We start from the raw sequence: 21,305 nt of genomic DNA, 5'->3' as shown, positions 1-21,305 counted from the left end.
AAAAACGGGTTAGCCCGAAAGCTAACCCGTTTATCAAAGCTTGGCATGCGTTGTCAGATTAAGACAGCGCTTTTTCCAGCTCAGCGCTGACTTCAGCAACAGGCTGAGTCCCATCAATCTTGATGTACTGCGTCTTGCCCGCTTCAGCTTCTTTACCGTAGTAAGCAATCAGCGGTGCTGTTTGGTCATGGTAAACGCCCAGACGTGCACGAACGGTTTCTTCTTTGTCGTCATCACGAACCACCAGATCTTCACCGGTTACGTCGTCTTTACCTTCAACCTTTGGCGGGTTGTAAACCACATGGTAAGTCCGGCCGGAAGGCAGGTGCGCACGACGACCCGCCATACGGTCAACAATCACGTCATCCGCCACGTCAAACTCAATCACGTAGTCGATATCTACGCCGACTTCTTTCAGGCCGTCAGCCTGAGGGATCGTGCGTGGGAAACCGTCCAGCAGGAAGCCTTTTGCACAATCGTCTTCAGCAATACGCTCTTTTACCAGACCAAGGATGATATCGTCAGACACCAGCTGTCCAGCATCAATGACTGATTTGGCTTTTTGGCCTAGCTCAGTACCAGCTTTGATGGCAGCACGGAGCATGTCACCGGTAGAAATTTGCGGAATCCCAAATTTCTCCATGATGAATTGTGCCTGAGTACCTTTACCTGCACCTGGAGCGCCCAGAAGAATGATGCGCATCTTAAATCCCCTTTACGTAAATGGAGTTTTTCGAAAAAAAAAGCAAAATACACTGATTAGCCTGCAGTCGCAAGCCCGGTACAAAGACCGGGCCCGGATTACATACGTTATCAGAATACTATTTGAAGCCGGTATCGGAATCGATTCGACCTTCGTCGCCTGCGGATCCGAGCCGATCTTCGACTTAGCCCAGCAGCTTGTTCACGGCAGCCAGGAACTGTGACGGATCGTCCATCGCTCCGCGCTCTGCCAGCATCGCCTGGCCCAGCAGCATTTCTACCCAGCGGCCAAAGACTTCTTCGTCGGCCTCATCCGCCATCTTATTGACCAGGGCATGATTTGGGTTCAGCTCCAAGATATACTTCACTTCCGGCGCGTCGTGACCGGCTGCAGCCAGCAGCTTGGCCATTTGGGTGCCCATCTCGTGCTCGTCCGTCACCACCACCGCCGGGGTATCCGTCAGCTTAAACGTGGTGCGTACATCTTTCACCCGATCGCCCAGGTAGGTTTTGGTCCGCTCAACCACAGACTTGAACTCGGCTTCGGTCTCTTTCTGCTTCTCTTTCTCTGCTTCGTCTTCAAACTTGGACAGATCCAGATCCGCCTTGGTGATCGCCTGGAACGACTTGCCGTCAAACTCCGGCAGGTGGCCCATCAGCCACTCATCGATGCGATCATGCATCAGCAGCACTTCCAGCCCCTTGGTCCGGAATTGCTCCAAATGCGGGCTGTTCTTGGCAGCGCTAAAGCTGTCTGCGGTCAGGAAGTAGATCTTCTCCTGTCCTTCTTTCATGCGCGACACATAATCGGCCAGCGAGACCGTCTGCGCTGCACTGTCGGTGTGCGTTGAGCTAAAACGCAGCAAGCCGGCAATTTTCTCTCGGTTGGCAAAATCTTCCGCCGGGCCTTCTTTCAGGACCTGGCCAAACTCATTCCACAGCGTCTGGTATTTCTCACTGTCGTTGTTGGCCAAACGCTCCATCATGGTCAGGGCACGTTTGGTACACGCTTTGCGCAGCGCCTGGGTGATTTTGTTATCCTGCAGAATTTCACGCGATACATTCAGCGGCAGATCATTCGAGTCGATCAGGCCACGCATGAAACGCAAGTAAGTCGGCATAAACTGCTGGGCATCATCCATGATAAACACGCGCTGAACATAGAGTTTCAGGCCGTGTTTGCTTTCACGGTTATTCATATCCCACGGTGCCTTCGACGGGATATACAGCAAGCTGGTGTAGTCTTGCTTGCCTTCAACACGGTTATGGCTCCAGGTCAGCGGCTCGGCAAAATCATGCGACACATGCTTGTAGAACTCCTGGTACTCTTCGTCGGTAACGTCCGACTTGTTCCGGGTCCACAGCGCCTGCGCCTTGTTGATCTGCTCCCACTTGGTGCCGGTTTCCTTGCCTTCCTCATCATGTTCGGTGGTCTGGATGAAGACCGGGATACCGATATGGTCGGAGTACTTCCCGATGATGTCACGCAGGCGATACTCGCTCAGGAACTCTTTCTCATCATCACGCAGGTGCAGGATGATTTCCGTCCCCCGGCTGGCTTTTTCGATATCTTCAACCGAGTAATCCCCTTCACCGCTCGATTCCCAGCGCACGGCCTGATCCGCCGCCGCACCAGCCGCACGGGTGTTCACCGTCACACGATCAGCAACAATAAAAGAAGAATAGAAGCCGACCCCGAACTGGCCGATCAGCTGCGAGTCTTTCGACTGCTCTTCGCTCAGCTTGGCGAAGAAATCTTTGGTACCGGACTTGGCAATGGTGCCCAGATGCTCGACCACGTCATCCCGGGTCATCCCGATCCCATTATCATGAATCGTCAGCGTGCCGGCCTCTGCGTTGAAAGACAGCTTCACGCCCAGCTCGGCATCGTTCTCATATAAATCAGGTTGCGACAATGCGCGGAAACGCAGTTTATCGGCGGCATCTGATGCGTTGGAAATCAACTCACGCAAAAAGATTTCTTTGTTCGAATACAGTGAGTGGATCATCAGATGGAGCAGCTGCTTCACTTCTGATTGGAAGCCGCGTGTCTCCTTATTTTTATGGATAGTTTGCTCGCTCATTTCAACTCCGAAACTCTTGATATGACGTAATCAATACAATTCTCTACATACATAGGGGCAGAATTCGGCAATTCAACCGTCTCAAGTATTTTTTCTCGCAAACCGCCCCAAATCACGCGGCTTTAGGTTTTTTCAGCCTGATTTTTATCTTTTTATATTCAGAGAAGATTCAGTCAGAACATGGTATACCTACAGCCGAATTGTTCCCTTCGGCAATACCCATGAATAACACCTCAAATAAACATTTGATTGGTCAGCGATTTCTTTTTGACCCTTGTGACAACAGCCTCACCGATCAGTGGGAAGATCACGAGCTGATCCGCCTCGGCAGCAATGAGAGCCGCGCGCTGAGCCTGCTGATTGCAGAGCCGGGCGCCATCATCTCGCGTACCCGACTCCATGATTTTGTCTGGCGGGAACAGGGGTTTGAAGTCGATGACTCCAGTCTGACCCAGGCAATTTCCACTCTGCGCAAAGCGCTCAAAGATTCCACCAAATCGCCTGGTTTTATTAAGACGGTGCCGAAACGCGGCTACCAGATGATCGCCAGCGTCCGTGACTTCGAAGAAGCCTCCGCTCAGGCAGAGCCTGTGCCCGTCGCCGACGGGCAACCGGAATCCCCACCGGCTGACACGACTGAGGCCGGAGCCAAAACCGCAGACAGCGTATCGGCCGTGTCCCAAGTGTCTGATGCGGTCGCGAACGCCCACTTCGAACGCAGTGCTTCCGGTCTTGCGGCAGACGTATTGCCAGAGCCTCCGCCGCAGACGCTCGCTTCCTCATCCCGGCCCAAGTGGGCCCTGCTGAGTCTGGCGCTGCTGTCGCTCGCCTGCATTCTGCCACTACTGGTCAATCATGCAGCGCCGCCGAAGTCCGACGCCTTCACGCCCTGGTTTACGGTCAACAACATTCAGATCCTGACCCCAAGTCAACATCCGGATCTGGCGTCGTGGCAGCCGATGATCACGGCGTGCGTAAAAACTTATCTCGACTACCACCCGGACGCGGCGCATCCGATCGAAGTGATTGCAACCGGGGGTCAGGGCAACCAGTTATGGCTGAACTACATTCATCCCCCGAGCATGGCCCAAGAAAACGTGACGCTTCGCTTACACACCAGCCAAGAGGATAATACCCAGCTATGCCAGTAACTAATTCAACCCGCAGCTTGCTGCTTCGCTTCTTGCGACGTTACTGGGCGTTTCTCCTGCTGGCCCTGTCGGTCCTGCTGAGTGCCTGGCTCTACCTGGCCAGTGACTATAAGCAGCAGCAACTCCTGATGTCGCGGGAGTGGCAATCGATGTCAGTCAGCCGGATCGAGCCGACCAAGTTGGAAAAGCTGGGGATGCTGCGCCGGGTTGAGCAGAGCAGCCATGTGGTTTATCTGCCCAACCAGACCTATTCGCGGATCACCCTGCTCAAACTATTCAGCCAGAGTGAACAGCCACTGACCCTGCATATCTCCGAAACCGGGCAATGGGATCTGAGCGGCGGATACCTGCTGACCACGCCGGGAGAGTTCAAAGATGTGACGTCCGGCCAGAATCAGGACTTCCAGCCGGAGCACCTGAGTGTGATCCGCCAAATCTTCAGGATGGATGCCCAGCAGAGCCGGCGAATTGATATTCTCAACGAAAAAGCGCTGCTGTTAACCAGCCTCAGTTACGGGTCCAATATTCTCTACTCTCTCTAGCGACGTCTGCGCAAGGCTTCCGCCCGGTTCAGGCCAATTTCCCGTCGCCTGTACCCTGCCCAGCCCCAAAAAAAAACCAACGCCCGTTTGCACTGGCGTTGGTTTTTCATGTCGGTGCGCCGCAAAAGAAGCGCCATCGCTCGGGAGGCGCCGGCTCAATACAGCTTGTGTCGGCCCGCAAATGAATGTGACAGCGTCGTGCCATCCACCAGCTCCAGCTCCCCTCCCACCGGAACCCCGTGGGCAATCCGGGTCGCGGGAATGTCATATTCACTGCACAATTCAGCAATGTAGTGAGCGGTCGCTTCACCTTCAACAGTCGGATTGGTCGCCAGGATCAATTCGGAAATTGACTCGCGCTGCAGGCGAAACTCCAGGACGTCCAGGCCAATATCGGCCGGGCCGATCCCATCGAGTGGTGACAGGTGGCCCATCAGCACAAAGTAGCGACCGGAAAACTGTCCGGTCGCTTCAACGGCCACGATATCAGCCGGGCTCTCAACCACACAGATTTGGCCGCTTTCCTGCCGGCGCGGGTTGGCGCAAATCGCGCAGACATCTTCTTCCGTAAATGTCCGGCAACTCTGGCAATGACCGATATCCGTCATGGCGCGGCTGAGCGCATCTGCCAACTGCAAGCCGCCTTGGCGATTTCGTTGCAACAAACTGAAGGCCATCCGTTGGGCAGACTTCGGCCCCACGCCCGGCAAACACCGCAAGGCCTCCATCAGTTGCTCCAGTAAAACACTGGTCCGCATGGATTAGAATGGCATCTTAAAGCCGGCCGGCAGGTTCATCCCGCCGGTGACGCTGGCCATTTTGTCTTTCTGTGCTTCTTCAATTCGACGCGCGGCATCGTTAAATGCTGCCGCAATCAGATCTTCCAGCATGTCTTTGTCGTCTTCCATCAGGCTGTCATCCAGCTCAACGCGACGCACGCTGTGGCTACCCGTCAGAGTCACTTTCACCAGGCCGGCACCGGACTCGCCAGTGACTTCCATGTTTGCGATCTCTTCCTGCATCTTCTGCATGCGCTCTTGCATTTGCTGCGCCTGCTTCATCATGTTAGCCATACCGCCTTTACCAAACATATGCTCTCTCTCTATGGGTCTGGTTGTCTATAAGGGTCTCACGCTCTCTTCATCAAGCACAGCAGAAAAACGCTGACAGATAAAGGTCACGTTCGGATCAGTGTGCAAACTCTGTTTGGCCTGATCCAGTTTTTGCTGATAAATCGCTTCCCGCCATTCCAGCGGCGAACGCCCTTTATCACTTAATTCGATGGATAATTCGATGGGGGCCTCATACAGCGCAGATAAAGCCTGTGCCAGCTGATCCCGGGCCTTCGGGGTATCCAGGTGTTTTTGCGATGGACGCAAGAACAAAGTGACCTGGCTCTCTTCGCGTGCCAGCGCGGAGTTCAGCGCCAGCTGCTGTACCATTCGGCCGACGTCCAGCCGGGTCACCAAATCGGACCAACTATCCTGATTTGCCGCTTCTTTGACAAGTAATTTTGCCATTTCCGGCGTTTTTTCATGCTCCAGCGCCCGCTTTAATTCAGCCGGGGCGACTTCTGCCTTCTTCGCAGCCGGCTCCGGCTGAGACAAGGGTTGCCAGCGATATTCTTGCTCCACAGGCTGTGGCGACTCAACAGCTGGCGACGCCGGCATCGCAGAGGCTCCATGGGCAGGAGCCGGCTGACCTGAATGCTTGGAAGCAATTCGGTCGAGCACATTGGTTGCGACTTTTTTAGCTGGCGCCGGTTGGCCCTTTTTTACCGCAGGCTGCCCGTCCTGACCCCGCTTGGCCTGACTGCGCAGCGTGTTTCTCGCGGCCAGCAGCCCGGAAGCCGCCGACGATGGCTGCGATGACGTGTGCTGAGCCGGTTGGCTCGGCGAAGGCATTGGCTGCTGGACCGACCGAGCAGGCTGACCTGGCGGGATCATGCCCGCTTCCGGCGCCACCGGTTGGTCTGGCATAGCTTGTGGCGGCATAGCTTGTGGCGACATCGACGGCTGCGTGGATGGCTGCGTGGATGGCTGCATGGACGATTGCACGGGCGGCTGCATCTGACCTTGTGCCATCATCTCCGGAGCAACAGGCTCGGGGCCGGATTGCGCCGGATGACCGGACATCTGGCTTTTCAGTGCCTGGACCCGCTGCATTGCCTGCGGACTTGGTGCTGGCGCGGACATCGCCGGTTGTCCCTGCCCCGAATGCGCCATCGTCGCACCGGATTGTGCTGGCGCGGGCTCTGAGGCCGGCACACTGACAACCTGCGGCGTGATCCCACCGCTGGCCACCGGCCGGAACGCCAGCATTCGCAACAATACCATTTCCAATCCGGTGCGACCGTCCGGTGCATACGCCAGATCCTGCCGTCCCTGCAGTGCAATCTGGTAACACAACTGAACTTCCTGCGGCGACACCTGTTTGCTCAGGCCCATCACCCGCTCTGCATCCGGCGCGGTGGCATCCAGGGACGCAGGCAGCGCCTGAACCATTGCCACGCGATGCAACTGCGCTGCCAGCTCCTGAAGCAGGCTGTCCCACGCCACGCCGACACCCGCCAGTTCTTCAAGGCAGGCCATCGCCGGCTGAGCCTCACCCGCGGCCATCGCTTCGAGCAAATACAATGCCTGATCGGTATTGAGGGTGCCGAGCATCGCCGACACGGACTCAGCCTGGACCTGACCATTGCCCAGTGCAATGGCCTGATCCGTCAGGCTCAGGGCGTCACGCATACTCCCTTCCGCCGCACGGGCCAGCAGGCTCAACGCACGCGGCTCAAAATCCACCGCTTCCTGACGTAACACATGCTCGAGCTGAGTCTGGATCTGTGTATTGTCCAGATGCTTCAGATGAAACTGCAAACAGCGTGACAGAATCGTCACCGGCAGTTTCTGGGGATCGGTCGTCGCCAGAATAAACTTCACGTATTCCGGCGGCTCTTCCAGGGTTTTCAGCAAGGCGTTAAAACTATGACGAGAGAGCATATGAACCTCGTCAATCAGGTAGACCTTGAAACGGCCCCGGGCTGGCTTGTACTGAACGTTATCCAGCAACTCACGGGTATCTTCCACTTTGGTCCGTGAAGCCGCATCGATTTCAAGCAAATCGACAAAACGCCCATCATCAATTTCCCGACAGGTTTCACACTGACCACATGGGGTCGCCGTGATCCCTTGTTCACAATTCAGACCTTTGGCAAAAATTCGGGCAATCGTGGTCTTGCCGACGCCACGGGTCCCGCTGAACAAGTAAGCATGATGGAGGCGGTTGTGCTCAAGAGCATTGCCCAGCGCCGTCAGGACATGGGATTGCCCGACAACATCTGAGAATTGGTGCGGCCGCCATTTCCGTGCCAGAACCTGGTAACTCATGTTAACTAACCTTACAGAATCAAGACAGCTATGCTAGCACAGGGAGGATTGGGGAGCGAGAGGGCGCCTTACGAGCGCCCAAGGATTCACCAGGTCACCGGTTGTGACCCGATTGGCCTTAGTGGCCGTCGAAATCACAAATGCTGAAGACATTCAGACCGATGTTCTTCAGTCGTGTTTCACCACCCAGCTCCGGCAGGTTGATCACAAAAGCCGCATCTTCCACCGTGCCGCCCAGACGGCGGACCAGCTTGGTCGTGGCTTCAATCGTTCCGCCGGTCGCCAGCAGATCATCGACCAACAGCACTTTATCGCCTTCACCAATCGCATCGACATGGATCTCCAGCGTATCCTGGCCGTATTCCAACTCGTAGCTTTCGCCAATCACCTGACGTGGCAATTTGCCCGGTTTGCGTACCGGAACAAAACCGACACCCAACTCCAGCGCCAAAGGTGCGCCGAACAGGAAACCACGGGCTTCGGTACCAATCACTTTGGTGATCCCTTTATCTTTATACTGCGCGATCAGCACTTGTATCGTCGCACTAAAAGCGGTCGGGTTTTCCAGCAGGCTGGTCACATCGCGGAACAAAATGCCTGGTTTCGGGTAATCCGGGATCGATTGAATACTGCTCTTAATCAAAGCATAGTTGTCTTGAGTCATCATTGTTTTCCATTACACCGCGAGGAGATACAACACAGTGTGTTTGCGCTCACGAGAAAGCCTGCCGCGGGCGTATGCAGACAGCAGACCAAATCAATTTGGGTTCAAATACTAGTGATTTTCGCATGCCGGAGCAACTGATACCCGGGGTTCTTTGTCCTGTATCAAATGATCGCCCCATCCAGCCGCTGGGTGTGGTGACCATATCCCCGTTTATTTTTGGTGGCTTGTCACCGGGGAAGCAGCGGAAGGCTCAATTACCGGCAGGCGGTTAAACCAAATCAACAACACCGTCGCCATGCTGATCAGCATGATTTTGTGCCAGAGTAAGGGAACCCAATAAATCGAGAGGAGGAAACTGAGCACAATCATGAGATTGGCGCGGCGTTTGACGGTCCGGGAAACCGCACGATGCTGGTGCCAATTGTGCAAGATGGGGCCAAAATGCGGGTGCTGGTGTAACCATCGGCTCAGGCGGGGTGAGCCACGCATAAAGCAGGCGCTGGCCAGCAGCAAGAAGGGTGTGGTCGGGAGCAGCGGCAAGAAAATTCCCACAACTCCCAACCCAACGCAGAGCCACCCGATCAGCAGCAACATAAATTGCTTAATCACTTGAATCACATCTCCTTCCTGACCGGCGGGAGCGTGTGGTGCTCTGCCCGGTCAATTACTGGCTCAGGATCCCCAGCCAGGTCAGGCTTGCCGGCAGTGTCGGCAGTCCCATTACAACCAGAAAACCAACAAAATACTTAAAACTATATGGATCTTTAAAATCCTGCTCCATGAATCACTTCCTTCTTCGATATTGAATATGACTGACTTGCTGATTGTCTGAGGCTTCATTGGCCACAGATCTTTCGCGGGCAGTACTATATCTGATCAAGAAAGCGACAAAAACCTGTCAAGAGTAGGGCTATTCCGTAGATTACTGTATAAAGAATTGATTCAAATCACAATCAATCCCGCCAAGCGTTTTAGACTGAATTCACCACTTCTAAACATAATATAAGAGCGATGACAACGTCAGAAAAAATCTACCAACAGCTGAAGCTAAGATTAGAGCAGGAGCATGATACACTGCTGAAAGAATTGAAACACGAATTACTGCTCAATACGCTGGTTCCGTCCGCCACAGCCGTTGAGCAGGCTGATCTGAACGCGCTCATTCACATGGCGGCGTCTTCCTATCTCGGCAACCTGCATGCACTGGCCGCACGGATGGAGATCGTCGATGCCGCCGTATGTGCCATCAAGCTCGGCATGTACGGGTTGTGCACCGATTGTGAAGAGACAATTGCGCTCCATGAGTTGGACGCTGATCCGGCGCAGCCCCGCTGTCATCATTGTCGGAGCCATAGTCGTTATCACCACGACTCATGAGTATCGCAGTGATAACAACCACTGTTCGGCAAGGGGTGCGTACAAGACGTTTACTTCCGTCCCGAGACGGTGCAGCACATCTGGCTGGCTATAGCGCGTCCTGTTCGGCCGCCCATGCCTTAAATGCCGCTTTGTCGTTGGCGTCGGCTTTGCTGTACCAAAGTTTCAGCTGTGCCAGGGCATCACCGGTGATCGACACTTCCCCTTGCTCAGTCACTTCGACCGTCGCTTTGGCTAAATCAACAGCATAGCCCTGTTCAAAGGTAATGCCCTGCGCACGGTTATACGCCGCAACCAGCTCTTCCATGTTGCTGAAAGACCCGAACCCCTTCCCTTCCAGCTCGACATAGCTCAGAACCCTGAACGATCCGTCTGCCAGCGCCAGCGACCACTCCGGTCCCCGATCAAAATGCGCTCTAGCCTGTGAGAGCGTCTTTAAGTTAGGGATCACGATACTGGCATCCTGGCTCGGCACATCCAGCTCAAACAGGTAAGGACGGGTGGTAAACATCGTCGTTTTGGAGCCATTTTTCAACTCACCGTCGTAGCGGATCACCACCTGGTGTTTCCCCGCTGTCAGCTCAACGCTTTGGGTTGGTGACCAGAATGAACTTTCGACCGCATTGCCGTCAACAACCAGTAACTCGATATTCTCGCCAACCGACAACGTCGCCGCTTGCAACCCGAATGCCGGTAGCCCCAGCAATGCCGCCCATAGCAACTTCTTCATCTTTCTTCCTTCTCCTGATGGTCATCATGCCAAAGCGCTAGAATAGCAAAAAGCCGCCTGAAAGGCGGCTTTTATCAGTGTTCAGGTTAAGACACCTTAGAACAGTACTTCCATACCTGCCAGGTAACCGAACTCAGAATCATCTGCGTCAGAGCTACCGATTTCAGCGTATACTTTCACGTTAGAGTGCAGTTGCTGAGTTACGTTCGCGTAAACAGCGCTTACATCATCAGTGTCAAAGTCTAGGTATGTGTAACCCAGAGCGAAAGTGGTCTTATCCATAGTGTAAGAACCAGCCAGTGCTGCTGTGTCTACATCTAGTTTGTTTGCAGAGTTTGCAACGTTTTTGTACTCAACTTGACCGAAAGAGCCAGCCAGCGCGATAGCGCCCATAACGTACTCAGCTTCCAGGTTGTAACCTTCAACGTCGATCACACCGCCAGTGAAAGCTGTGCCGAAGATGTCTGAAGATGCGATGTCAGAGCCAGAGTACAGGTATACACGCGCATCCAGGTCAGCAAAACGCGCACCCAAACGGCCTTCAATAACCTGAGCTTCGTCTACGTCTTTACCCGTTACAGCATCTGCTTTCTGAGTTTCAGTCAGCAGTGCAGAAACACCGGCGTAGAACTGGCCGTTGTCGAAAACATATTTCGCAACTTGGTCACCGTTTGCAACAACGAAGTCCAGGCCGTCACCGCCCAGCTCGTAGTCTTTACCGATACCAGCATCATCTGCCAGCAGGTACTGACGACCGAAAGTCAGCGTACCAAAGTCACCTTGGAAACCAACCCACAGCTCATCGTTAGTTACGTCGCCGTCTTCGTATTCATAAGCCATTGCAGCTACAGCGTTCAGGCTGTCAGTTACAGGAACTGTAGTGTTGAAAGCCAGATCACCGTCATCCAAGCGGAAAGCTGAATCGCTGTCTTTTGCATAACCCTGGAAGTATTGAACTTCCGCTGCGCCAGATACGTCAACGATTACGCCTTGTTGGTCATATAGGTTTACACCTGCGTTCGCAGAACCTGCTGCTAGTACTGATAGTGCTAGAAGTGTCTTTTTCATGATATCCACTGCCTTTTCTTATTTAGACTGGAATTCCTGTTTCCAGAATTCCTTTTCTTTATATCCCTGAGGCCCATCAATTCCCCTACAACATAAAGCAAGGAATGAACCGCAGGTCAGTAACTTGTGAGCTCATCCTGACAGAACTTTTATCTCCGTGTCAAATAATCTAAAAAACACCTCAAAAAAAATAAACAACCAAACAAAACAATAACTTATAACCAGGCTTACTATTCATTTTTTATGATAAACCGCCCCAACACCATGATGTGGCACTTATCATCAACGTGAACCGACATGTGAAAACACCAAAAAAAGGCAAAAAAACAACAAATATCAGAACAAAAAACTAAAAAACACCATTCAAAATAGTTAATTCATTGTTCATTAAGGAAACCCCAGGATAGCCCGCCAAGGTTCAATCTATTTTCGTGAGCAAAATCGCATTTTGTTCAAATTAATGTTCAGAACACGCTGCCGCTCACAATTAGATGTTCGTGCTATAATGCGACTCCCTGCCTTTACAAAGTTTCAGATATGTTACACAACCAGATAAAACGTGATATCAAACAATGCTATGAGAACCTGGGGATCCAGTTGGACAACTTCATTCCCAGACGCGCGCAGAACTATCTGGTTGCCGAAATCGCCAAAACGCTGGCCGGTGAATACCATGCTAAGCACCGGATGCTGGTGGCCGAAGCCGGTACCGGCATTGGTAAATCTCTCTCGTATCTGCTAGGCGGCATTCCGTTCGCCCTGTTCAACAACAAAAAAGTCCTGATCTCCACCGCAACCGTGGCGCTCCAAGAGCAGCTCATCCATAAAGATCTGCCCCTGTTTAACCAGATCTTCCCCAAGGAGTTCAGTTTTATCCTGGCCAAAGGACGCCAGCGCTATTGCTGTGCCCATAAACTGGAAGCCAGCTGCGTCACCGGCAGTGATCAACAAGTCTCACTCTGGGAAGAGAAACCCAAAAAATCCGATCTCGAATTACTGAAACGGATGCACAAAGCACTGGAAAGCCAGAAATGGGATGGTGACAAAGACAGTTGGCCGACCGCGGTCCCCGACCGTGTGTGGCAGCAAATCGTCGCCGACAAACACAGCTGTAACGCGGGGATGCCCAAGCACCGCAGCTGTCCGTTCAGCAAAGCTCGCGAACATCTGGAAAAGGCAGATGTGATCATCGCCAACCACGCCTTGCTGATGGCCGACATTGAACTCGGCGGCGGGATTATTCTGCCGGAGCCGGAGCAGACCATTTACCTGATTGATGAGGCACATCACCTGCCCCAGGTCGCACGCGACTTTTCTTCCGCCGCAGCCAGTTTGAAAGGGGCCGCCAACTGGTTGGAAAAACTCAATCAATCAACCGGAAAATTGGCTGAGATGGCAGACTACCAAAAGGCAGGTCGTTTTCAGAGTGCCCTGAATGAGGCGATCAGCCATTTAATCCCGGCACTGCGGCAAATCTCAGCCCAGATTGACCCGGCCCTGTTCAACAAAGACGGGATCCTGCGCTTTGAACACGGCGAATTGCCGTCCTGGCTGGAAGAAGAAGCCAAAGGATGCAAAGAAGCCAGCAAGAAAGCCGCCAAGTCTCTCGGCAAAATTCATGATTTGATTGCAGAGCGCGTCAAGGAAAACGAAATCAGCCCGCGTCTTGGTGATCAGGCCCTGGCGGAGTCCGGGTTTTACCTGCAACGGCTGGAAAACCTGGAAAAGGTCTGGTTGCTGATGGCACAGCCTAACAAAGACAAGGGCGCCCCTTTAGCCCGGTGGATTGAAAAGAGCCCGGATCGGGAAGGCGACTACATCATCGAAGTCTCGCCGCTCGAAGTCGGACACCGGCTCGATCAACTGCTCTGGAGCCGGGCTGCCGGCTCCGTGCTGGTCTCGGCCACCTTGAGAGCCCTGAACCAGTTCGATTACTTCTGTCGCCAGGCCGGAATTTTTGAAAAAGAAGCCACGCGATTTCTGGCCCTGGCATCCCCGTTTGATTACCAGAACAATGCCCGGCTGGTGATCCCGGCGATGCCGCTTGAACCTCAAGCCCAGCAGTTCACCAATCTGTTAATCAAAACACTGCCGGAATATCTCGAAGGCGAAAAAGCCAGCCTGGTGCTGTTTTCATCTTACTGGCAAATGAACCAGGTCGCTGATGCCCTCAAACCCCTGATGAAGAAAAACCGCTGGGAATTGCTGGTTCAGGGGGAAGAATCCCGCAGCCTCACCCTAAAAAAACATAAAGAAAACTGTGAAAAAGGTAAAACCAGCGTTTTATTTGGCACCGGTAGTTTTTCTGAAGGACTTGATCTACCTGGCGAACTGCTCACCAACCTGATCATTACCAAGATCCCGTTCGCGGTCCCGACTTCGCCAGTCGAAGAAGCCCACGCCGAGTATATCGAAAGCCGGGGCGGCAACCCGTTTTTACAAATTTCGGTCCCCGAAGCCAGCAAAAAACTCATCCAATCGGTCGGACGTCTGCTGCGCAAGGAGCAAGATTCTGGTAGAGTCGTGCTGCTTGATCGCCGGATCATCAATCGCCGCTACGGAAAAGCGCTGCTTGATTCACTACCGCCATTTAAACGGGTCATCGAATACCCCTGAACCATATTTGACGCCAAGAATAACGCGAAATGATAGAAATGATTGAACCGAGTATGCTGATCATCCTCGGTCTGGTGGCTCTTGCGGCCGGATTTATTGATGCGGTTGCCGGCGGCGGCGGGATGCTAACGGTCCCGGCGTTGCTCTCTATCGGGCTGCCGCCGCATATCGCGCTGGGCACCAACAAACTGGCCGCGACCTTTGCTTCGTCCACCGCAGCCTGGACCTACTATCGCAAGCAGCTCTTTTCTCCTCGTTTCTGGCGTGCCTCTTTTGTGGCAACCTTAATTGGCGCCATCACCGGGACCCTGGTTGTCGATCTCATCAGTACCGATTGGCTGGAAAAAGTCCTGCCATTGATCATTCTGGCGGCTGCCGTCTATACGGTCTGGCACCCTCACCCGAAAGCACACACCCGCAGGCTTCCCGAGCGATGTGGAAAATTTCGTAAAAAGCAGTGGCTGCAGGGAACCAGCCTCGGGTTTTATGACGGGCTGGCCGGCCCGGGCACCGGGGCATTCTGGACCGTCTCAAATATGGCACTCTATCGCCTGGATATTCTGATGGCCTCAGGGTTGGCCAAGGCGATGAACTTTACCAGCAACCTGACTTCGCTGATCACCTTTGCCGTTCTGGGACATATTAACTTTGCCCTGGGGCTGACCATGGGCATATGCTTAATGCTGGGCGCTTACATTGGCGCGCATTCAGCCATTCGTTTCGGCGCGACATTCATCCGACCGGTGTTTGTCACCGTCGTCATTGCTCTTGCGATCAAACTCGCCTGGCAAGCCTGGTTATAAACGACGTTCTCTATGCCTGATTTAAACCGGTTTACAACCCTTGTGGAACAACTCGCAGTTGAAGCGGCCAACATTGACCGCCAGCGGGGTGAAGCGCCCCGCCCGTTATTCGACGAGCAACTGTTTTTCTGTCGCGGTAAACTGCTGACGCCTTGTGTTAACGAAGTGCGCAACGAGATCACCGCCCTGCAGCGTGAGCACAAGGCCGGGAAACTGCTTCCCTCACGCACCCAGCACATCTGCGACAAAGTGATTGCCCAGATCCAGGCGATTCAACGCGAACTGGCCACCCAGCAAATCCGTCGTCGCGAGCCGAAGCCCCAGTACAAACGCCGACGCCCAATCCACGAGCTCTATCAGGATTTGGCACAGCATCAGGACTGGGAGCGGCGCCTGGCCGCCATGCAGCGGGATAAAGAAGCACAGATCAACCGATGCCACAGCCAGGTTGAGCAACAAACCTTGCAAAAAGAAATTCTGGCGCTGGAAGGCAGGCTGTCACGCTGCCGTACCGCACTAGCGAAAATCGAGCAAGAAATCAGCACACGGGAACGAAAAGGATAATCCATGCTACCTCTGGTCTATCATCCGATTTATTCAGAATTAGAGCTCCCGGCCAATCACCGCTATCCGATCAGCAAGTACCGCCGACTTTATCAACACCTGACGGATGAGCTGGATCTCCTGCAGCGCTCAGACATTGAAATCCACCAGCCGGTCCCCATCCGGGCAGATGAGCTCAAAGGATTGCACCATCCCGACTATATCGATGCCCTGCTCAACAATACCCTTCCGGCGGCCAAAATGCGGCGGATTGGTTTTCCGTGGAGCCAGCAACTCCTCGATCGGACATTCACCTCAACCGCCGGGACTCGTCTGAGCGTTGACCTGGCCTGCCGGTATGGGATCAGCATTCACCTCAGCGGCGGCTACCACCATGCCCACCATGACTTCGGCAGCGGTTTTTGCCTGGTCAATGATTTGGCGTTTGCTGCCCGCCATGCCCTGACCCTGCCGGGGATCGACAAAGTGATGATCATCGACTGCGACGTTCACCACGGTGACGGGACCGCGACCTTGCTGGCAGATGATGACCATATCATCACCTTCTCCGTGCACTGCGAGAAAAACTTTCCGGCCCGCAAGCCGGACTCTGATATCGATCTGGCCCTGCCGCGCGACACCAATACCACCGATTACCTGGATGCGTTCAGCGGTGTCCTGCATCTCGCCCTGGCCCAGCACCAGCCCGACTTGGTGCTTTATGATGCCGGCGTGGATATCCATCAGCATGATGAGCTGGGCTATTTTAATGTCTCCCTGGCCGGGATATATGAACGGGATCGCCTGGTGCTGCGCCTGTGCCGGGAGCAGATGATCCCCGTAGCAGCAGTGATCGGCGGCGGATACCGTCACGATCACCAGACGCTTATTGCACCGCACAGCCAGTTGCTGCATGCAGCGATGGAGACGTACCTGGGCCATGGATGCCCGAACCCGGAACTCACTTTCAATGAAGAGAAACCACACGATGACCGAGCCTAAAAATACGCCCTCTTCTCTGGACGATGCGCCGGAAGATATCAAACTGGCTGTCGACTTAATTTATTTGCTGGAAACCCATGAGATTGAACCGGATATTGCCATTTCAGCCCTGGAAATGGTTCTGCAGGACATGAAGAAAAAACGTCAGTGATGCTGAGCCGTTCGCGGCTCATCCACCCCCGGAGCCTGCCGTCCCCCGTTCACACAGCGCTCTACACCTGCCTCTTCTCCCGGTCGGAGCCTGATTTTCATGCCCGCGATGCCGATTCCTCTCGCGGTATCCAGCGGCATGACAATCATCAAAACCCGTCAAAATAATGACCAATCAATTATCAAAACCGTCAATAAAATATAAAAACTTGCACAAGATAAAAGTGTCACAATATATTTTGTTCGGGTTGTTTAACTTGCAACAAAATAAACCTAGAATAACCCACACATCTATTATTATTAGATTCATCATGACACATACTTATCATATTTTTATTGCCAAGGAGCTTTTATGAAGAGGGAACTGAAAGTTGCCGTTATTGCAGCTGCTGTCACGCTGACCCTGTCCGGCTGTGCCTCAAACTCCAATTCTGATTCCGTCGAAAGCCTGCCGCTGGAGACCAATCAATCACAGACCGCAATCCAAATTGATAAGGTAAAACAATCAATTGACGCGGCAGATAAACTGCTGGCATCGACCAAAGAGACCGAGCTGGACTGGTTTGCAACCAAAGCCGTCACTGACGCCAAGCAAGCCCTTGCTGAAGCTAAAGAATATTACAAGGAATTCGAGCTGGATCCGTCTGAGGCCAACAGCTCCAGTGGCTTCTTCAGCTCGAAGACCAACATCCAGGCCGCCGAAGAAGGCATTGCGACATTTAATGCCCACATCAATAAAGCAAAGTCGATCCGGACCGAAGTGCTGACCATTCTGGAAGAAGCCTTCAGTTACCATAACCAACTGAAAGAAATCGACGCCGCGAAATATTATCCAACCACGACCCGCCAGCTCGAGAGCGAACTGAAACGCCTGGTTGATGATGTCGCCAATGAAAATACCGACGATGCCATCAACGGTCAGCCGAAACTGGTCACCAAACAGCGCGCCCTGGAAGTCAAGACCGTCACCAAGATTTACCTGTCTGACGCACAACAAGAGCTCAAGCGCCTGAAGCTGGCGAAAATTGACATGCATGCGCCGAAAACACTCAGCCAGGCAGCAGCTGCTGTGACTGCGGCCAAAGCCTTTATCGCGGCAGAGCCACGTGCAACCGCACAAATTATCGACAAAGTCGATGAGGCCGTTTTCTCACTCAAGCATGCCGAGCAAATTGCCACGGTGGTGAAGAAACTGAAAGCGATGCCGGAGAGCGACTATGAGCGCCATGTGCTGAGCTACGAGAAGATCCTGCTTAACATTACGCAAGCCTTGGGTGCCGATGACATGCGCGATCAAGCCCTCACCAAACAAGGCGAAGGGTTAGTGCAATATATCAAGGACAACCTGAAGAGCGAGCAGGAAACCATGCTGGCTCAGCAAAAGCTACGTCAGGATCTGAAGGATCAGCGCACCCGTGCCGCCCTGCTGGAAGAAAAAGTTGGCAAGCTGACAGCCCAGCTCATTGTTGCTAAGCAAGCCGCCGAAGCGGTTTCGAAACCGGAAGCACCAACGCCTGTACCAGCAGCTCCAGCTGTAAATACGGCACCTATGAAGCAAGCAGCGGTTGAAACTGAGGCAGCAGAAGCGACACAGCCGGTTCAACCAGAAGCAATCACAGAGCCTGCGACGGTTGACACTGAGGATGCTTCCAGTCAGGAAGGTTAATTCCCGACACCGACAGCTGATGAACGCCTCCGAATGGAGGCGTTTTTTTTCATTGCGTGAACCGGCCGAAAGTCACGACCCTATCGCGCGATATTTCGCCGGAAAACAGTGGGGGATATCGGTAAATACACCATCCACGCCCCAGTTAAACAACTGATTGGCCCGTGCTAAATCATTCACGGTGTAGACATTGACGCGATAGCCTGCGGCTTTGAAGTCGCCAATCATCTGCTGTGTCAGGCCATGATCGGCCGGGTGGATAAATTCCGCCTGACATTGCTGCAAGACCGCCAGCCAGTCTTCCCCGAGCTGCCCGGCTTCATACAGACAAGCCACAGCCGTTTGTGGCCGCCGCCGCTTAAACTCTGCCAGTGCCTGATGGTTAAAACTCGACACAATCAGCTGACGCCCGTCATCCAGATGATCCAGGGCTGCAATCACATTGTCGATCAGCCGTTCGGTCATTGCCCAGCCCGCGCTGCACGATTTGATTTCGACATTGATATTCAGCTGATCCTGGTTGACCAGCGTAATGAGCTGAGCCAACGTCGGGATCCGCTCACCCATATACTGATCGGCAAACCAGCTTCCGGCATCAATCTGCGCCAGATCGCCCGCCTGAAGATCATACAAGCTACCGCTCCGGTCCGTACAACGATCCAGTGTATCATCATGTGAAACCACCACCGTCCCGTCGGCCAAAATATCCACATCACATTCAATCCACCCGATCCCATGGGGTTTACACAGAGCAAAAGCCGCCAGCGTATTCTCCGGCGCCAGAGTCGAGATCCCCCGGTGTGCAAAAACGGTCTTCATCACTCGCCACCTTCATTCAATTCTTATTGAGCCGCCGCCAGTATAAGGTGATTATCCCGGTGTCACTACGGCCTCGCGTGACCAACGCGAGCTTCAACCCAGAATTGGCCGGCGCTGCGTCTTTCCCAACAGAACTTGGGGATAACACTTGATTCCGCTTGGAGAAGACTTACAATTCCCGGTTCATTCTCAACAATTTGGAATTCAACCGGCAAACAGAAATCAACCGCACCCACACAACCAACTCCCGTGCCCCCCAACCGACCCTGTCAACGTCAGGGCACCGTGCGCTCCGATTTTTGCTACACCGTTGAATAAGTCAGCATGAGCAAGCAACAGTACAACGAGTACAGCCCCGTTTTTAACACATCGTTTCTTCACCCTAAGCACTGGCCGACCTGGCTTGGGCTGCCGCTCGCCATCCTGTTGGCCATGCTTCCCCATCGCGCTCGGGCGGCGCTTGCGACCCGCCTTGCCAAGTATTTCGTCAGTAAAAACAATGGCGCCAAACGCCGAGCCCTGATGAATATCGAACTGTGTTTCCCCGAGCTTTCCGCGCAGGAGCAACTCGCCCTGCTGGAGCGCTCCTATGCTACGGCTGGGACCGTATTGCTTGGGTTTGCCCAACCTTTTATCAAAGGGCGTCGGTTTATCCTGAACCAACACGACGTGACCGGTGAGCACCACCTGCAGGCCCTGCGGGAGCAAAACAAGAACATCATCATGCTGGTCCCCCACAATTGGGCCATTGATTTCACAGCGCTGTATTTTGCAGCCAAGGAGATGCCGATGGTTGCGATGGTCCGTCCGCAGCAAAACCCGATTGCCGAGTGGTTGATGAACCGCCAGCGCAAAATTTTCGGCGGCCGGATTTACCAGCGCAACCAGGGCATCAAACCCTACCTGAAATCGATCAAGGAAGGCTACCTGGCCTATTACCTGCCGGATGAAGATCATGGGCTCAAACAGAGCGTCTTCGCCCCCTTCTTCGGTCATGAAAAAGCCACCGTCAAAGGCGTCGGGAAACTAGCCAAGCTTTCCAATGCCGCCGTGCTGCCGGTGTTTCCAGCCTTTAATATGGAAACAGGGCGGTTCGAAATTAGCATTCAGCCGCCGATGACTGACTTCCCGTCAGGCGATGAATACACCGATGCCTGTTCGATGAACCAGGTACTTGAAGCCATGATCCGCAAGCAACCCGAGCAATATATGTGGATTATGAGCATTCTTCGTACCCTGCCGGACGGCAGTAGACGGTACTGATCATTGCTCAAACAAAAGGCTCACCGATGTGAGCCTTTTTTCGCGAACTGAGCCCGCAAACTAGCTGATAATATGTACCCGCAGCTGCTCTTCCGCCTGCTGAAGCGCTTCCTGCATTTGCTCAAGGTTCAATTCTCGAGGCGCCTCAATCTCCAACTCGGCAAAAAACAGGGTTCTGCCGAGCTCCGGCAAGCCGACCCGGTGGTTTTCAATATGGACAATCTCCGCCCCGAGATCATCCAGAATATGCGTGATATCGTTGACAATTCCCGCGCGATCATCCGCCTCGACCTTCAGCTTATGCGAGACCAAATCGGCCGATGTTGTCGGTTGCGGGATCTCCAGCACTCTGGGCTGCAGCTCCGGATACCGGTTAAAGACCTGTTTCAGCGCAGCCACAGACGCTTCCGGAATATCGACTTTAATTAACCCCACGATTTGGTTATCCAGTCGGTGAATTTTACTGACCAGCCATTTTCCGCCCAACTCGTGACTCTGCGCTGCCAGTTGATTGATCAACTGAGGACGATCTGGACCCGCAATGGTAATCGTTAACTGAACATTCATACGCCATCCCCTCTCACTACGACACGCCGTCAAACCCAGCCGCCACGGCACATTTGATTCGACTCTCAGCCAGGCTCCTTTGAGCCTAGCAAGCCGGGCACAACCCTGCCGTGACGATCTTCATGTTCAGGTTTACCCCTATAAAAATCTAGTTCAGTCGACGACTGATGGG

Annotated in this window: 21 protein-coding genes; 10 read left to right on the top strand and 11 right to left on the bottom strand. The window is 53.6% G+C overall.

Features of this window, described 5'->3' with window-relative positions; translation table 11 throughout:
* Positions 1-58: 58 nt before the first annotated feature.
* Positions 59-703: an adenylate kinase gene (gene adk, locus NH461_RS04555; protein WP_261602074.1), complete on the bottom strand. Its 645-nt coding sequence runs from the start codon at positions 701-703 to the stop codon at positions 59-61.
* A gap of 184 nt (positions 704-887) precedes the next feature.
* The gene (gene htpG, locus NH461_RS04550; protein ID WP_261602073.1) at positions 888-2,786 is read right to left on the bottom strand and encodes a molecular chaperone HtpG; all 1,899 of its coding nucleotides are present in this window, start codon (positions 2,784-2,786) and stop codon (positions 888-890) included.
* 221 nt (positions 2,787-3,007) lie between these two features.
* Between htpG and NH461_RS04545 the strand changes: the two genes are divergently transcribed.
* A complete protein-coding gene (locus tag NH461_RS04545; RefSeq protein ID WP_261602072.1) occupies positions 3,008-3,937 on the top strand; it encodes a transcriptional regulator in 930 nt (309 codons plus the stop codon).
* Positions 3,928-4,479 carry a regulatory protein ToxS gene (locus NH461_RS04540; RefSeq protein ID WP_261602071.1) on the top strand — a complete coding sequence of 184 codons (552 nt, stop codon included), beginning with the start codon at positions 3,928-3,930 and terminating at the stop codon, positions 4,477-4,479. Before NH461_RS04545 ends, NH461_RS04540 begins: the two co-directional genes overlap by 10 nt.
* 155 nt (positions 4,480-4,634) lie before the next feature.
* On the opposite strand, the gene recR is transcribed toward NH461_RS04540, so the two are convergent.
* The 5 genes from recR to NH461_RS04515 form a co-directional block, all read right to left on the bottom strand.
* Entirely contained in the window at positions 4,635-5,237 is a 603-nt protein-coding gene (recR, locus tag NH461_RS04535; RefSeq protein ID WP_261602070.1) for a recombination mediator RecR, read from the bottom strand.
* A 3-nt stretch (positions 5,238-5,240) separates the two neighbouring features.
* Complete coding sequence (locus NH461_RS04530; RefSeq protein ID WP_261602069.1) at positions 5,241-5,570, bottom strand: YbaB/EbfC family nucleoid-associated protein; 330 nt, start codon at positions 5,568-5,570, stop codon at positions 5,241-5,243.
* A 27-nt stretch (positions 5,571-5,597) separates the two neighbouring features.
* The gene (dnaX, locus tag NH461_RS04525) at positions 5,598-7,862 is read right to left on the bottom strand and encodes a DNA polymerase III subunit gamma/tau (RefSeq protein ID WP_261602068.1); all 2,265 of its coding nucleotides are present in this window, start codon (positions 7,860-7,862) and stop codon (positions 5,598-5,600) included.
* A 118-nt stretch (positions 7,863-7,980) separates the two neighbouring features.
* Positions 7,981-8,526: an adenine phosphoribosyltransferase gene (gene apt / locus NH461_RS04520; RefSeq protein WP_261602832.1), complete on the bottom strand. Its 546-nt coding sequence runs from the start codon at positions 8,524-8,526 to the stop codon at positions 7,981-7,983.
* A gap of 213 nt (positions 8,527-8,739) precedes the next feature.
* The gene (locus NH461_RS04515) at positions 8,740-9,123 is read right to left on the bottom strand and encodes a YbaN family protein (RefSeq protein ID WP_261602831.1); all 384 of its coding nucleotides are present in this window, start codon (positions 9,121-9,123) and stop codon (positions 8,740-8,742) included.
* Positions 9,124-9,540: 417 nt separating this feature from the next.
* On the opposite strand from NH461_RS04515, the gene NH461_RS04510 reads away from it, so the two are divergent.
* A complete protein-coding gene (locus NH461_RS04510) occupies positions 9,541-9,906 on the top strand; it encodes a conjugal transfer protein TraR (protein WP_261602067.1) in 366 nt (121 codons plus the stop codon).
* 88 nt (positions 9,907-9,994) lie between these two features.
* Here NH461_RS04510 and NH461_RS04505 read toward each other — a convergent pair whose 3' ends face one another.
* Both NH461_RS04505 and NH461_RS04500 read right to left on the bottom strand, forming a co-directional pair.
* Positions 9,995-10,636, bottom strand: a complete 642-nt coding sequence (locus NH461_RS04505) for a DUF2057 domain-containing protein (RefSeq protein WP_261602066.1) — start codon at positions 10,634-10,636, stop codon at positions 9,995-9,997.
* A 96-nt stretch (positions 10,637-10,732) separates the two neighbouring features.
* On the bottom strand, positions 10,733-11,704 hold the full coding sequence (locus NH461_RS04500; RefSeq protein WP_261602065.1) for a porin: 972 nt from the start codon (positions 11,702-11,704) through the stop codon (positions 10,733-10,735).
* Positions 11,705-12,241: 537 nt separating this feature from the next.
* On the opposite strand from NH461_RS04500, the gene dinG reads away from it, so the two are divergent.
* The 6 genes from dinG to NH461_RS04470 all read left to right on the top strand — a co-directional run bounded on the left by dinG (position 12,242) and on the right by NH461_RS04470 (position 18,484).
* Positions 12,242-14,320, top strand: a complete 2,079-nt coding sequence (gene dinG, locus NH461_RS04495; protein ID WP_261602064.1) for an ATP-dependent DNA helicase DinG — start codon at positions 12,242-12,244, stop codon at positions 14,318-14,320.
* A gap of 29 nt (positions 14,321-14,349) precedes the next feature.
* Positions 14,350-15,123, top strand: a complete 774-nt coding sequence (locus NH461_RS04490) for a sulfite exporter TauE/SafE family protein (protein ID WP_261602063.1) — start codon at positions 14,350-14,352, stop codon at positions 15,121-15,123.
* A 12-nt stretch (positions 15,124-15,135) separates the two neighbouring features.
* Positions 15,136-15,687 (top strand): primosomal replication protein, encoded by a 552-nt coding sequence (locus NH461_RS04485; RefSeq protein WP_261602062.1) that lies wholly within the window; start codon positions 15,136-15,138, stop codon positions 15,685-15,687.
* Positions 15,688-15,690: 3 nt separating this feature from the next.
* Positions 15,691-16,668 carry a histone deacetylase gene (locus NH461_RS04480; protein WP_261602061.1) on the top strand — a complete coding sequence of 326 codons (978 nt, stop codon included), beginning with the start codon at positions 15,691-15,693 and terminating at the stop codon, positions 16,666-16,668.
* On the top strand, positions 16,655-16,819 hold the full coding sequence (gene rsmS / locus NH461_RS04475) for a pleiotropic regulatory protein RsmS (RefSeq protein ID WP_261602060.1): 165 nt from the start codon (positions 16,655-16,657) through the stop codon (positions 16,817-16,819). The genes NH461_RS04480 and rsmS overlap by 14 nt, the downstream gene beginning before the upstream one ends.
* Before the next feature lie 351 nt (positions 16,820-17,170).
* Positions 17,171-18,484, top strand: coding sequence for a hypothetical protein (locus NH461_RS04470; protein WP_261602059.1), 1,314 nt, complete (start codon positions 17,171-17,173; stop codon positions 18,482-18,484).
* Positions 18,485-18,556: 72 nt separating this feature from the next.
* Here the strand turns inward: NH461_RS04470 and NH461_RS04465 are convergent, their stop codons facing one another.
* Positions 18,557-19,303, bottom strand: coding sequence for a glycerophosphoryl diester phosphodiesterase (locus NH461_RS04465; protein WP_261602058.1), 747 nt, complete (start codon positions 19,301-19,303; stop codon positions 18,557-18,559).
* 324 nt (positions 19,304-19,627) lie between these two features.
* Here NH461_RS04465 and lpxM point away from each other — a divergent pair, with 324 nt between their 5' ends.
* The gene (gene lpxM, locus NH461_RS04460; RefSeq protein WP_261602057.1) at positions 19,628-20,566 is read left to right on the top strand and encodes a lauroyl-Kdo(2)-lipid IV(A) myristoyltransferase; all 939 of its coding nucleotides are present in this window, start codon (positions 19,628-19,630) and stop codon (positions 20,564-20,566) included.
* Between the two features lie 60 nt (positions 20,567-20,626).
* Here lpxM and NH461_RS04455 read toward each other — a convergent pair whose 3' ends face one another.
* The gene (locus NH461_RS04455) at positions 20,627-21,133 is read right to left on the bottom strand and encodes a glycine cleavage system protein R (protein WP_261602056.1); all 507 of its coding nucleotides are present in this window, start codon (positions 21,131-21,133) and stop codon (positions 20,627-20,629) included.
* Positions 21,134-21,305 lie beyond the last annotated feature (172 nt).

The organism is Photobacterium sp. TY1-4 (assembly GCF_025398175.1).
Classification (GTDB): domain Bacteria; phylum Pseudomonadota; class Gammaproteobacteria; order Enterobacterales; family Vibrionaceae; genus Photobacterium.
This window is presented reverse-complemented; position numbering and strand designations above follow the sequence as displayed.